The sequence below is a fragment of the Escherichia marmotae genome (assembly GCF_002900365.1).
In the GTDB taxonomy this organism is placed as follows: domain Bacteria; phylum Pseudomonadota; class Gammaproteobacteria; order Enterobacterales; family Enterobacteriaceae; genus Escherichia; species Escherichia marmotae.
Map to the genome: position 1 here is coordinate 1,116,813 of NZ_CP025979.1, position 13,827 is coordinate 1,130,639.

General features: G+C 52.6%; 11 protein-coding genes. All 11 read right to left on the reverse strand.

The genetic code is table 11. The features are described from left to right. Positions 1–4: 4 nt before the first annotated feature. Positions 5–1,102 (reverse strand): fatty acid desaturase family protein, encoded by a 1,098-nt coding sequence (locus C1192_RS05950; protein ID WP_001516513.1) that lies wholly within the window; start codon positions 1,100–1,102, stop codon positions 5–7. After that, entirely contained in the window at positions 1,089–2,216 is a 1,128-nt protein-coding gene (locus C1192_RS05955; protein ID WP_016262057.1) for a sterol desaturase family protein, read from the reverse strand. Before C1192_RS05955 ends, C1192_RS05950 begins: the two co-directional genes overlap by 14 nt. Then, entirely contained in the window at positions 2,209–2,826 is a 618-nt protein-coding gene (locus C1192_RS05960) for a phosphatase PAP2 family protein (protein ID WP_010375759.1), read from the reverse strand. Before C1192_RS05960 ends, C1192_RS05955 begins: the two co-directional genes overlap by 8 nt. After that, positions 2,823–4,109, reverse strand: a complete 1,287-nt coding sequence (locus C1192_RS05965; protein ID WP_038354489.1) for a F390 synthetase-related protein — start codon at positions 4,107–4,109, stop codon at positions 2,823–2,825. Before C1192_RS05965 ends, C1192_RS05960 begins: the two co-directional genes overlap by 4 nt. Then, positions 4,106–4,912, reverse strand: a complete 807-nt coding sequence (locus tag C1192_RS05970) for an MBL fold metallo-hydrolase (RefSeq protein ID WP_038354490.1) — start codon at positions 4,910–4,912, stop codon at positions 4,106–4,108. Before C1192_RS05970 ends, C1192_RS05965 begins: the two co-directional genes overlap by 4 nt. Continuing rightward, the gene (locus C1192_RS05975) at positions 4,890–5,906 is read right to left on the reverse strand and encodes an NAD-dependent epimerase/dehydratase family protein (RefSeq protein WP_038354491.1); all 1,017 of its coding nucleotides are present in this window, start codon (positions 5,904–5,906) and stop codon (positions 4,890–4,892) included. Before C1192_RS05975 ends, C1192_RS05970 begins: the two co-directional genes overlap by 23 nt. After that, complete coding sequence (locus tag C1192_RS05980; RefSeq protein WP_052462991.1) at positions 5,903–6,910, reverse strand: 3-oxoacyl-[acyl-carrier-protein] synthase III C-terminal domain-containing protein; 1,008 nt, start codon at positions 6,908–6,910, stop codon at positions 5,903–5,905. Before C1192_RS05980 ends, C1192_RS05975 begins: the two co-directional genes overlap by 4 nt. Before the next feature lie 251 nt (positions 6,911–7,161). After that, a complete protein-coding gene (gene narI / locus C1192_RS05985) occupies positions 7,162–7,839 on the reverse strand; it encodes a respiratory nitrate reductase subunit gamma (RefSeq protein ID WP_001160120.1) in 678 nt (225 codons plus the stop codon). Next, positions 7,839–8,549 (reverse strand): nitrate reductase molybdenum cofactor assembly chaperone, encoded by a 711-nt coding sequence (gene narJ, locus C1192_RS05990; protein ID WP_000571675.1) that lies wholly within the window; start codon positions 8,547–8,549, stop codon positions 7,839–7,841. Before narJ ends, narI begins: the two co-directional genes overlap by 1 nt. Then, positions 8,546–10,084, reverse strand: coding sequence for a nitrate reductase subunit beta (gene narH, locus C1192_RS05995; protein WP_038354492.1), 1,539 nt, complete (start codon positions 10,082–10,084; stop codon positions 8,546–8,548). Before narH ends, narJ begins: the two co-directional genes overlap by 4 nt. Continuing rightward, positions 10,081–13,824, reverse strand: coding sequence for a nitrate reductase subunit alpha (locus tag C1192_RS06000; protein ID WP_038354493.1), 3,744 nt, complete (start codon positions 13,822–13,824; stop codon positions 10,081–10,083). The genes narH and C1192_RS06000 overlap by 4 nt, the downstream gene beginning before the upstream one ends. Between the last annotated feature and the right edge of the window lie 3 nt (positions 13,825–13,827).

Below are 13,827 nucleotides of genomic sequence, written 5' to 3' on the forward strand. Positions count from 1 at the left end.
TATCTCAATTCTTAGGCTTCTCACCCATTCGCCGTAAAAATTGCTGCTGTAGCCCCAACAAATCCGATAACGTCAGTAACTGGTAATCCAGCCCCTTCTGCTTTGCGATATCCGCAATAATGCGACTTAACGCCGGATAGTGGCGATGATTCCAGTGGGGAAAAAGATGATGGGTAAGATGCAAATTAATCCCGCCCAACCAATAGCCAAGCGATGCCGGTTGTGGCGTCCAGTCAAAGGTTGTAGCGAAAGTATGAGCCAGCCTGCCCACTGCTATTTTCCCCTCTTCTGGCGGCAATTGGGTATTCCCCTTTGCCCAATGTGTTCCTATGATCAGCATGACAAAGATCAGAGAAGCGAGCATTTGACTGAGCAAATAAATCAGCAGAATAGCCCTAAAACTAAACACATCGGACAATAGCCAGAAAGGAAGCAGCAGGCACATGGCGAAATGCGCCAGTTTGCCGCCTAAAAAATACCCCCAGCCAGTAAAACCACGCAATGCCAGATGCGGCGTTACCGGCGTGAACCCTCCACGATCGAGCCAGTCCACTACCCAGATATACCAGGGAAAGGTTAGCGCCGCGACCAGCGGCCAGTAGCGATGTTGCTGGCGCATAAAAGGTCGCCACCGTTGCCATGGCGTCTGGCGAAGAATGCCATTTTCTGCGGTGTCAGGATCGTAAAATTCGATATTGGTAAAACCGTGATGAAAGCGTACATGGCGCACCCGCCAGCAGTCAGGATCAAGCCCTATCGGAAAAGCAACCATCCGATTAAGCCAGGCATTGGCCTTTTTACCACGCCAAAATGCATCGTGCGAAGCGTCATGCACCACATTGACTGCTAACAACATGGCGCAAAATATCATCGCCAGATACCACAATAGATATAACACCCACTGGCTTTGAGACAACGCCAGTGAATAACAGGATAGGCAAGCAATAATCAGTGTCACCATTTTGGCGAATGCCCATCCGTCGGCATATCGATGATCACCTGATTTTGCCAGATACGCTTTCGTACCCTTTTGCAACTGTTTTACCAGGTGCGGATCATCGGCAGGAAAAGTGATTAACCTGTTGGGATTAAACAGGTTCATAGTGTTTCCTTAGCGACTTACGCCCCACACCACTCACGAATAACACACAATGGGCCAGCAAAACGCCAGCTAATCCCTTCCAGACCAGAGTGCTCCATGAACACATATAAAGAATAAAATAAAGCAGTGACAACGTCACAGAGCACCACAAAATCATTCCCCAACGTTGTCCATCGCCCATGCCCCCCAGAGCTACTGAGCCTGCCACCAGTAACACGAATAATACAGCCTGCTCACTGGTAATATACTCAATGCCATAGCCATATTGCTGGATGTAGCCCAGCACCATCATAAACAGCAGAATAACCCCTGCACCCACAGCCCACGGAGAACTCTGGTATCGGCGTTCAATCGCTTTGCCAACAGAGTGAAAACCCATTAAGCGTAAAAAAGGCAGATTACTTTCGCGCATCGGATTACAGGATAATCGACTATTTTTTACGCCATAGGCAACATTGCCATGATCCGGCCCGGCGCTATACGAACCAAAAAGTTTATCCCACAACAAAAAGGTGCCACCGTAATTGGTATCGGCATATTGTTTTTCATTCAAATGATGGATGCGATGGTGAGAAGGCGTGATCAGCACCTTTTCCAGCCAACCCAGTTTCGGCGTTAGCGCATTATGGTTAAAAAACTGCCAACTGTAATGCGCGATGGAAACTGCCAGAAAGACACTTAGTGGTACTCCAAGCAGCGCCAGCAGCATAAAAAACGGAATTGAGGTCAATGAGGAGTACCACGAGTTACGTACACCTAATGACAGGTTGTAGTGTTCCCCCTGATGATGCACTACATGAACCGCCCACAGCGGGCGCACCTCGTGATGCCATCGATGTAGCCAGTAAAAACCGAAATCCCACACCAGCAAAGTAAACAGCCACAGCAGGATCACGGGCGCATTATCAAACAGCCCAAAGCTAAAGTGATTGACCACCAGGCTATAGCAGAGCACTTCCAGGCAGCGAAATAGCCACAGCATCATATGTCCGGAGTTGATATTGAAAATAACGTCCAGCCAGTCGATTTTCTGTCGTCCTGATACTTGCAATACTCCGGCTTCGACTAACACAAATAACATCATCAGGATAATAGGGGTTAATAAGTCACTCATGATTCATATTCCTTTCTCGCCTGTCGCGCATATCCAGCCACGCAGCTATCCAACCGCAAATCAACGCCAACATCACGCCACCGACTAAATCAATAAATAAATGCCTGCGTAATTGCAGAATTGAAAAGGCGATAGCTATCGCCCAAACCACGCTCATCAGCGTCAGCCAACGGTTCCCCTTTTTGGCTATTGCCCATACTGTCAACAGCGTGAGCGCAGCGTGTAAAGAAGGGAAACAGTTCTGGCTTGAGTCAATCGCTATCAGCCCGTTTAGTGCACCCGCAGATACCCCAGACTGCACAAACGGGGGATATTGCATTGTTGTGGGCCAGAGAAGATAAAACACACCAGCCGCCAGTGCCGAAAGTTGCATTGACCGGGCCAGCCAGCGCAGGTGGGAAAGTGGTGTTGATAAATAGCCTAACGGTACAACAAGAAAAAACGAGAGATACAACCACACGGCTGAAGGGGAAAATGGAATCAGATTATCAATCACGGAAGGCGTTAATTGACATCCCTCACCTTGCAGGCGATCGCTAAAGTTGTAGATAACCCCAACAGTTCCCCAGCCAAACAGCATCTGTTTCAGGCGTCGCAACAGATTGCTCATTCCCGCCCCCACTGACGCACAATCCGCCGCCGCTTGGCTGTAAAAGCAACGGGCACAGTTTGCGATTCCAGCGACCATATCAGTTGCTCTACCGCGATATTCTGGCGCATAAACAAGGCATTCAACGCCTCCCGACAATGCTCCAGCATCCGCAGTTCGCAATCAGCTAATAACGTCAACTGTGCTGCTCCGGTTTGTAGCAGTCGATAATCGGCTGTTAGCGGCAACGTCATCGCCAGCACACGACTACAGGCATCGGCAAAAACGGTCTGAACATCACCAGATCTTGTCGGCAGTTGCAGTTGATCATCCTGCCGCCCTTCGATACGCGCAATCGCCATTGTCGCGCTGCCACAGGGGCATGGCTGTTCGCTTGCCACCAACACGTCATCAAGTCGATAACGCACCACCGGTTGTGTGGTGCGAGTAAAGTCAGTGACGATCGGTACGAAACGGCGTTCATCCAGCCATTGTGGTTCAACGTGAATAAATTCTTCATTGAGATGTAACGTGCCACAACGGCAGGTAGAAGCGAGAAACCCTTCTGTCGCCTGATAAATTTCGCCCACATTGTTGAACACGCTGCGCAGTAATTCCCTGTCCTGCGGCTCCAGAACTTCCGCCACCGAAACCACTTTTTTGACCTTCAGCGTCAGATCTCCCGCAATGACCGCCAGCGCGAGTGCGCGTAATACCTGAACTGGTGCGACAATGATCGTAGGCGAACGTTGTTCCAGCCGTTTGGTTTGCGCCTGGAATGGCGCTAACAGATCGTAAAAATCGAGGCTTAACCAGCGATTATTCACACTTTGATAGAGGTTGTTATCTGCTCGCAGAAACAGTGCTACTCGCTCTTTGGCAAACAATCCATCGGGCAACACTTTTGCCAGCACACCTGCGGCCCAAATCTGCTGCTCCTGTGGGCTAACGACAAAAAGCCCACGACGCCCCGATGTGCCAGATGAAAGTCCAACGCTGAACTTGCCAACACAGGGTTTAAAATCACGGCTCTGCTCACTGCGCATCGCACAGGCGAGAAGCTCATCGAGCTTTAAACCTGCGGTATTCATCTCATCGAAATGCGTCACCATTAACGCTTTGTCCATCAATGGCCACTGGTTAAAGGGCAACGCCAGATAACGCTGAAACCACAGACTTTTAGACAAGGTATTTTGCCGGAACAAATGCAACCTTTTTGCCTGCCAGTTTTCCAGCGCCTGACGATCGGTAAAATGCAGCCTGCGGGTACGAAAGTAGCGCCAGAGCAACGTCAGCGGGATCATAGTTCCCCCTCGTGGCATAATCGAATATCCACTGCGCCGTTTTGCCAAAGCTGATGTAATTGCCCAAGCGTGCGGTAGTAGGCGTGGCTGTCAGACATAACCAGATGCGCCAGCGGTGACGGTCCACGCAGTTCCCGATAACTAGCAGGTGCCCACGCGGCATCGGCAGCCAGTAAAATCCAGCCGTCATCAGTAAGAACAAACGCCCCAATGTGTCCGACAGCATGGCCCGGCATTGGTACAAGAATGACTTCACCACGGCTTTCTGGTAGCAAGTAACCATGCTCAAACGGTGCCAGTTGTGCGGGCAAACTTACCGCTTCAAAACTTTCAATAAAACGGAGTGAGGACTCAAAACTCTCCGGGATTAGCCCTGGCACAAAGGCCTGGCGCAGCGCAGCGACACCACGCAGAGTTCTTACCTGCCGCCAACCTTCACCAGAACAGATGCAGGCGACATTAGGGAAATCTCGCAGGCCAGCAATATGATCGGCGTGAAAATGCGACAGAATAATCGTATCAACATCTTTCGCCATCAGTCCCTGTGCGGAGAGTTGCCGTACCAGCGCTTGTTGCGGATCGAAATATACCGGAGTGACCTGACGATAAAAGCGAAATACGCCGGCTTGCGTGTAATGTGCAAACCACGAAGAATAGCCAGTGTCCCACAGCCAGCGTTTCTCACCCGCTTCCAGCAGCCACGCACGGGCGGGGAATTTACACACTTTCAGCCCTGCCCCTTTCAGCGCAATACAGCCAATATGTGTACACCAGCCCGTTTCAAATGCGGTTATTTTTGCCATGTTCCCTCAGCCATTGTCCCGTGATTGCAATACCTTGTTCCATCGAAAAGCGCGGGTGATATCCCAGCTCTGTAATGGCCTTTTGCGCACTCAGCGTCATATCAAAACAGAGTGTTCCGGCGCTGTAACGTGTGATGACAGGTTCCTGATTAACGCATTTCCCGTACAGTTCCAGGCCTCGCGCAACCACAGAAAGCAATGGCCAGGGAACGGCAGCAATTCGGTAGCTCAAGCCCAATTGCTGGTGCAGCAAGGCGTCAAGCATTACAGATAATTTCTGCGGCTGATGATTGCTGATGTTGTAAATACTGCCCGAGCGTAAGCCTGCAACCTGCGTTGCCAGTTGCATGGCATACACCACGTTCTGCACGAAAGTGAGATCAAGTAACGCTTCACCACCCCGCGGCAAACGTAAGCAGCCGCCGCCCTGTTGCAGTTGCTGCATCAGACGGGGAACAATCACCTGGTCATGAGGGCCAAACAAACCACGGGGACGCAAAAGAATAAACCTCGTGGCAGGATATTGAGCTACTGCCCTGGCAATAGCCTGCTCAGCGGCGTATTTACTGCGGGCGTAATGGCTGGAGAATGCTCGCGCAAGATAGGTTTCTTGCAAGTCATAGTGATGTTGAAAATCAAAGTAAACCGCAGGCGTAGAGATATGGATAAACCGGGGGATCCTCAGCCTGCCTGCCGCCTGTGCCAGAGTGTGGGTCGCTTTGACATTGGCGAGCCAGAATGCCGTTTTGTTGCCCCAGGGCGAAGACTTCGCCGCACAGTGCCAGACAGCATCGCAGCCTTCTACCAGCCGTGCGCAATCATCTTCAGTTGCCAGGGTTAAATCGAGAGCCACAAACTGTGCGCCTGCGCTTGTCAGATTTTTACCTACCTCGCGATTTCGCCCTGTTGCCACTACCGACACATCCGATTGCAACAAATATTGCACAGCATTTCGCCCCAGGCCGCTGGTTGCCCCCGTCACGAGGATCTTCACGGTAAAAGCACCAGACCAGCCAGTGTTAATCCTGCTGCCGTGCCAATCAACATCGCAGGTCTACCTGCAGTGAAACGACCGCTAATCACCGCTTCATGCAGCGCCGTGGGTATAGAGGCCGCCACCTGATTGCCGTAGAAACGGTAGACATCGACGAGCGCGGATCCAGGCACTTGCAGCCGTTTTCGCATATGTTCAAGGGATAGATGACTGGCCTGGTGAGGAACGACCGTGCCGATATCACTCAGTCGCAGGCCACTTTTTTGCAGTAAGCGCGAAAAATAATCTTCAATAAGCGAAGAGGCAAAACGAAACAGCGGTTTCCCCTGCATATGAAAAAGAAAGTCGCTGTTACTGACGCCTGAGCGTGGATTACACCGCGTGCCGCCAGCGCGTATTTCACATAGTTCGCTGCCTTCGGGGTACATTTCGATCAGGCTGGCAATAATCCCGCTGCGACCATTGCCCCGCTCAACAATCGCGCACGCCGCACCATCACCAAAAATTAATGACGATTCTTCATGGTTCCAATCAATACCGCGTGAAGCGATATCCGCCGAAACGATGGCGATCCGCCGGTATGCTCCGCTGTTTAATAATCCGGCAGCCACTTCCAGTGCAGAAATAAAGCTAACGCAACTGCTGTTGATATCAAACCCGGCAATGCCTGCTGGCATGGCTGCGGCTTTGAGAATATGAATTGCGCTACAGGGTAATGCCTGTACAGCAACGGCTGACGCACAAATTAACAGATCAATATCACACGGTTTTAACGCAGCAGTCGACAACGCATTATGCAAAGCTTCTGCTGCCAGTTCGGCCTGACTGGCGTCGTTACTGGCGAAATAACGCCAGCAAATGCCGGAACGTCGCTCAACATAGCCCGCAGGTTTATTTAGCTGAACATCCAGTTGTTGAGAAGTGATTTTATTCGGTGGTAAGGCGATCCCCGTGGCGATTATTTTTAACGCCGCGGAGATCGTCGGTTGATTAGGTCGATCCACGGTCAGTGCTCCTTCACTGCTCCAGGGGGACCTATCATAGAGGTGGGATACGTTTCCCTACAATCCGAAAAAATTGACAGTGTGTAACTGGCAATTTCAGCAGGCTGACAACGTACTCTGCGTTATGCCGGATGCGGCGTGAGGCCTACAAAAATGAGCTAATTCCATATATTGCAGAATTCTCGTAGGCCTGATAAGCGCAGCGCATCAGGCACTTTGCCATTTTGCGCCAGACGACTTATTTTTCTGGCTTAGTGGCGAGCGCGCACCAACTGATACTTACGCGTCAAATACTCTACCGGTACGCTCCAGATGTGTACCAAACGCGAGAACGGGAACAGCAGGAATAAAGTCATTCCCAGCACCAGGTGCAGACGGAAAATAAACGCCACGCCGTCGAGGTGTTGAGAAGCGCCACCGTGGAAGGTCACTACTGACTGCGCCCAACCAACCAGTTTCATCATCTCACTACCGTCCATATGCTGAGCGGAGAATGGAATGGTCAGCAAACCCAGCGCACACTGGATGACTAACAGTGACAGGATCAGGATGTCTGCTCCGGTAGTGGTTGCACGCACGCGCGGGCTGAACAGACGGCGTTTCAGTAACAGCACACCACCAATCAGGCACAGCACGCCGCTGGCACCACCAGCAAACATCGCCATTTTCTGTTTCACTTCAATCGGCAGCCACGCTTCGTAAACCCAGTGCGGCGTCAGCATACCGAGGAAGTGACCGACAAAAATCCCCAGAATCCCGATATGGAACAGGTTCGACGCCAGGTTCATCCCTTTGCGATCCAGCATCTGGCTGGACGCCGCGCGCCAGGTGTACTGCCCGTAGTCATAGCGCAGCCAGCTACCAATCAGGAAGACCGCCCCTGCAATGTACGGGTAGATATCAAAGAAGAACATATTCAGGAATTGCATTAGTGCTGTCCTCCGGTGGTGATATTCAGATATTGCGGCGCGACGGCACCCGCAAAGCGACGTTGATGGGCAGTGATTGCCGAATCACCGCAGCCTTTGTCAGCAAAGAACTTAACCTGCTCTTCTTCCCAGACGGCATCCAGCGCCTGCGGCGTATCATCGCGTGCTTCATCGGCAATTTTTTCCGCCACTTTGTCGCTGTCGATAGCGGTATTCGCCAGTTTGAGCAGCAAATCAAACAACACCGCGTAGCGGCTCTCACGCTGTTGCAGACGAGCACTCAGCAACGCCAGAATCGGCGCAATGTCCTGCAAGCCCCCTACCGCTTCGCTTTTCGGCAACTGCGCCAGATACTCCAGATACAGCGGCAGATGATCCGGCAATTCACGGCTATTTAGCTGCAAGCCGTGCTGCTCGTACTGCGCCAACAGGTCAACCATTGCCTGGCCACGATCGCGGGATTCGCCATGAACATGTTCGAACAGCAGTAGCGATGTGGCGCGACCACGGTCAAACAGTTCGCTGTACTGCGCCTGCGCATCCAGCGGATCAAGCGCAGTTAAATCACGCAGGAAAATGCCCAGCGCATGGGCATCTTCTTTCTGTAAGTTTTCCGACGCGGCAATAGCCTCAAACATCTCTTGTTGATGCTGCCACAAGGCAGCATCCGGATATTCAAGGAGGCGCGAAACAATCACGAGTTCGATCATGGATGCGGCTCCGTTTTGCTGGTCACGTCGATGGCATCGATACGGCGGCTGTTGAACAGATTAAATTTCGTATCTGAGCCGTGGCAGCCGTCACCAAAGGTAAAGCCGCAGCCATTTTTCTCCGGGAAAGCTTCCCGCGCCAGTTCACGATGGCTGCTCGGCACCACAAAGCGATCTTCATAGTTAGCAATTGCCAGATAACGGTACATCTCCTGCGCCTGAGCTTCGGTCAGACCGACCTCTTCCAGCGCACGGGTATCGACTTTACCGTCAACGGTTTCAGCTCGTTTGTAATGACGCATTGCCAGCATACGTTTCAGCGCGAGCAGCACCGGTTGGGTATCACCGGCGGTCAGCAGATTCGCCAGATACTGAACCGGGATACGCAGACTTTCAACGTCTGGCAGAATGCCGTTGCTACCCAGTTCGCCCGCATCTGCCGCAGACTGAATCGGTGACAGAGGCGGAACGTACCAGACCATCGGCAGCGTGCGATATTCCGGATGCAGCGGCAGCGCCAGCTTCCACTCCATCGCCATTTTATAAACCGGCGACTGCTGTGCCGCTTCAATAACACTCAGCGGAATACCGTCCTTAATTGCCTGCTCAATGACTTTCGGATCGTTCGGATCGAGGAACACTTCCAGTTGGCGCTGGTAGAGATCTTTCTCGTTCTCGGTGCTGGCTGCACGTTCAATAGCGTCCGCATCGTACAGCAGCACGCCGAGATAACGGATACGACCCACGCAGGTTTCTGAACACACGGTCGGCTGACCCGCTTCAATACGCGGATAACAGAAAATGCATTTCTCAGACTTACCGCTCTTCCAGTTGAAGTAGATTTTTTTGTACGGGCATCCGGTGATGCACATACGCCAGCCACGGCATTTATCCTGATCGATCAGGACGATGCCATCTTCTTCACGCTTGTAGATCGCACCGCTCGGGCAGGTCGCCACACATGCCGGGTTCAGACAGTGTTCGCACAGGCGCGGCAGATACATCATGAAGGTGTTTTCGAACTGGCTATATATCGCCTTCTGGATGTTGTCGAAGTTCTTGTCTTTCGCCAGTTTGTCAAATTCGCCGCCCAGGTCATCTTCCCAGTTCGGCCCTTTTTCGATTTTCGCCATCCGTTCGCCAGTAATCAGCGAACGCGGACGAGCAATCGGCTGCGATTTGCTGCCTTCCGGCGCGGTATGCAGGTTCTGATAGTCAAAATCGAACGGCTCGTAATAATCGTCGATCCCCGGCAGATGCGGGTTAGCGAAGATTTTACCCAACAACATGGCGCGGTTACCCATGCGCGGTTGCAGTTTGCCGTTGATTTTACGGATCCAGCCGCCTTTATATTTTTCCTGGTTTTCCCAGTCGGTCGGGAAACCCTGACCCGGCTTGGTTTCAACGTTGTTGAACCACGCGTACTCCACGCCTTCGCGGCTGGTCCAGACGTTTTTACAGGTAACTGAACAGGTGTGGCAGCCGATGCACTTATCGAGATTCAGCACCATGCCGACTTGTGAACGAATTTTCATTTTACGCTCTCCTGTACCTGGTCATTGCCTTCGCCATCTAACCAGTCAATGTTCTTCATCTTACGCACTACAACAAACTCATCGCGGTTAGAACCTACGGTGCCGTAGTAGTTAAAGCCGTATGCCAGATGGGCATAGCCACCGATCATATGCGTCGGTTTCGGCGTAATACGGGTGACCGAGTTATGGATGCCCCCACGCTGTTGGGTGATTTCTGAACCAGGCAAGTTAACGATACGTTCCTGCGCGTGGTACATCATGGTCATCCCTGCCGGAACACGCTGGCTGACAACCGCACGGGCAGTTAGCGCACCGTTGCTGTTGAAGACTTCAACCCAGTCGTTATCGGCAATACCCAGCTCTTTCGCATCAGCTTCGCTCAGCCAGACCACCGGGCCACCGCGACCTAAGGTCAGCATCAGCAGGTTGTCGCTGTAAGTGGAGTGGATCCCCCACTTCTGGTGCGGCGTCAGGAAGTTGAGGGCTTTTTCCGGATTACCGTTGGATTTCTGCCCCATCACTTCTTTCACCGAACGGGTGTCGATCGGCGGACGATAGACCAGCAGGCTTTCACCGAAATCACGCATCCACTGATGATCCTGATACAACTGCTGACGACCAGAGAGCGTGCGCCACGGAATCAACTCGTGAACGTTGGTGTAACCGGCGTTGTAAGAAACGTGTTCATCTTCCAGACCAGACCAGGTCGGGCTGGAGATAATTTTACGCGGCTGTGCCTGAATATCGCGGAAGCGGATCTTCTCGTCTTCTTTATTCAGCGCCAGATGCGTATGGTCACGACCAGTAAACTCACTCAGTGCCGCCCAGGCTTTCACGGCTACCTGACCGTTGGTTTCTGGTGCCAGCGTCAGGATCATTTCTGCCGCATCAATCGCCGTGTTGAGCATCGGCTGGCCTTTCGCCGGACCTTCCGCTTTGGTGTAGTTGAGCTTACGCAGCAGATCCATCTCGCTCTGGGTGTTCCAGGCGATACCTTTACCACCGTTGCCGATTTTCTCCATCAGCGGACCGATAGAGGTAAAGCGTTCGTAAGTTGCCGGATAATCGCGCTCTACGACCATAATGTGCGGTGCGGTTTTACCTGGGATCAGGTCGCATTCGCCTTTTTTCCAGTCTTTTACATCCAGCGGCTGCGCCAGTTCAGCGGCAGAATCGTGCTGGATCGGCAGCGTGACGATGTCGGTTTCTTTACCCAGATGACCAACGCACACTTCGGAGAATTTCTTCGCGATGGCTTTGTAGATTTCCCAGTCACTTTTCGCTTCCCAGGCCGGATCGACCGCCGCAGACAGCGGGTGAATAAACGGATGCATATCCGAAGTATTCATGTCGTCTTTTTCGTACCAGGTTGCAGTCGGCAAAATGATGTCGGAGTAGAGACAGGTGCTCGACAGACGGAAGTCCAGCGTCACCACCAGATCCAACTTGCCTTCCAGACCGTTGTCCTGCCAGTCCACTTCTTCCGGCTTCACTCCGCCCTGCTGCCCCAGATCTTTGCCCTGGATACCATGTTCCGTCCCCAGCAGGTACTTGAGCATAAACTCGTGACCTTTACCGGAAGAACCCAGCAGGTTAGAACGCCAGATGAACAGGTTACGCGGATGGTTTTTGCCGTTTTCCGGCTGCTCCGCAGCAAAACGAATGGAACCGTCTTTCAGGGATTTCACCGTATAGTCAACCGGATTCATCCCGGCTTTTTCTGCTTCACGTGCGATGGTCAGCGGGTTAGTGCCTAACTGCGGAGCAGATGGCAGCCAGCCCATACGTTCAGCACGCACGTTAAAGTCGATCATGTGGCCGGTATAACGGGATTTATCCGCCAGCGGTGACAGCAGCTCTTCCGCCGTGACGGTTTCATAACGCCACTGGCTGGAGTGGTTATAGAAATAAGAGGTACTGTTCATATGACGTGCCGGACGCTGCCAGTCAAGGGCAAACGCCAACGGCTGCCAGCCGGTTTGCGGACGCAGTTTTTCCTGACCTACGTAGTGTGCCCAGCCGCCGCCGCTCTGACCGACACAACCGCAGAAAATCAGCATGTTGATCAGACCACGATAATTCATATCGAGGTGATACCAGTGGTTCAGACCGGCACCAACGATAATCATCGAACGACCGTGCGTTTTATCAGCGTTGTCAGCAAATTCACGGGCTATACGGATAATTTGCGAACGTGAGACACCGGTGATCTTCTCAGCCCAGGCCGGAGTGTAGGCTTTCACATCGTCATAGCTGGTTGCGCAGTTGACGTCGTTCAGACCACGTTCCAGGCCATAGTTTGCCAGCGTCAAGTCATAAACCGTAGTCACCAGCGCGGTGCTGCCATCAGCCAGTTGCAGGCGTTTCACCGGCAGTTTGTGCAGCAGAACGTTTTCCAGTTCCACTTTGTTAAAGTGTTCAGTGCCGTCGCCGCCAAAGTACGGGAAGCCCACTTCAGCAATCTCATCCTGGCTACCCAGCAGGCTAAGTTGCAGTTCGGTTTCTTCGCCGGTTTTGCCGTCACGTTGCTCCAGATTCCATTTGCCCTTCTCGCCCCAGCGGAAGCCAATAGAACCATTCGGCGCGACCATTTCGCCTTGCGTATTAAAGGCCACGGTTTTCCATTCAGGATTGTTTTCCTGGCCCAGCGCGTCAACCAGATCAGCGGCACGCAGCATACGACCCGCAGCGTAATAACCATCGCGTTCTTCCAGCATCACCAGCATCGGCATGTCGGTGTAGCGACGCACATAGTCGGTGAAATACTGACTTGGGTTATCAAGATGGAACTCACGCAGCATTACGTGGCCCATCGCCAGCGCCATCGCCGCATCGGTGCCTTGTTTCGGTGCCAGCCACAGGTCGCACAGTTTAGCGATCTCAGCATAGTCAGGCGTTACGGCAACGGTTTTGGTGCCTTTGTAACGCACTTCGGTAAAGAAGTGAGCATCTGGAGTACGGGTCTGCGGAACGTTAGAACCCCAGGCAATGATGTAGCTGGAGTTGTACCAGTCAGCAGATTCCGGCACGTCAGTCTGCTCACCCCAGGTTTGCGGAGAAGCTGGAGGCAGGTCGCAGTACCAGTCATAGAAGCTTAAGCAAGTACCGCCAATCAGGGAGAGATAGCGGGCACCCGATGCGTAAGAAACCATCGACATTGCCGGGATTGGCGAGAAACCAGCAACACGGTCCGGACCGTAGTTTTTGATGGTGTAAACGTTAGACGCGGCGATCAGTTCGTTCACTTCCTGCCAGGAAGAACGAACAAAACCACCGCGTCCACGCGCTTGCTTAAAGCTTTTCGCCTTATCGGCGTCTTCAATAATAGAAGCCCATGCCTCAACCGGATCGCTATGCAGCGCTTTCGCTTCACGCCACATTTTCATCAGGCGTTTGCGCATCATCGGGTATTTCAGGCGGTTGGCGCTATAGAGATACCAGGAATAGCTGGCACCGCGCGGGCAGCCGCGAGGTTCATGGTTTGGCAGATCCGGACGGGTACGCGGATAGTCAGTCTGCTGGGTTTCCCAGGTCACCAGACCGTTTTTAACGTAGATTTTCCAGCTACAGGAGCCGGTGCAGTTTACCCCGTGGGTAGAGCGGACGATTTTGTCATGCTGCCAACGCTGGCGATATCCATCCTCCCAGTCACGGTTGGTATTGAGAAGCTGGCCATGCCCATCGGCAAAGGTTTCACCCTTCTGTTTGAAGTAGCGAAACCGGTCCAGGAATTTACTCATCGG

What these genes read in the sequence shown, in the direction of transcription:
- C1192_RS05950 (WP_001516513.1), bottom strand. Translation starts at nt 1,102, where the DNA reads ATGAACCTGTTTAATCCCAACAGGTTAATCACTTTTCCTGCCGATGAT.
- C1192_RS05955 (WP_016262057.1), bottom strand. Translation starts at nt 2,216, where the DNA reads ATGAGTGACTTATTAACCCCTATTATCCTGATGATGTTATTTGTGTTA.
- C1192_RS05960 (WP_010375759.1), bottom strand. Translation starts at nt 2,826, where the DNA reads ATGAGCAATCTGTTGCGACGCCTGAAACAGATGCTGTTTGGCTGGGGA.
- C1192_RS05965 (WP_038354489.1), bottom strand. Translation starts at nt 4,109, where the DNA reads ATGATCCCGCTGACGTTGCTCTGGCGCTACTTTCGTACCCGCAGGCTG.
- C1192_RS05970 (WP_038354490.1), bottom strand. Translation starts at nt 4,912, where the DNA reads ATGGCAAAAATAACCGCATTTGAAACGGGCTGGTGTACACATATTGGC.
- narI (WP_001160120.1), bottom strand. Translation starts at nt 7,839, where the DNA reads ATGCAATTCCTGAATATGTTCTTCTTTGATATCTACCCGTACATTGCA.
- narJ (WP_000571675.1), bottom strand. Translation starts at nt 8,549, where the DNA reads ATGATCGAACTCGTGATTGTTTCGCGCCTCCTTGAATATCCGGATGCT.
- narH (WP_038354492.1), bottom strand. Translation starts at nt 10,084, where the DNA reads ATGAAAATTCGTTCACAAGTCGGCATGGTGCTGAATCTCGATAAGTGC.
- C1192_RS06000 (WP_038354493.1), bottom strand. Translation starts at nt 13,824, where the DNA reads ATGAGTAAATTCCTGGACCGGTTTCGCTACTTCAAACAGAAGGGTGAA.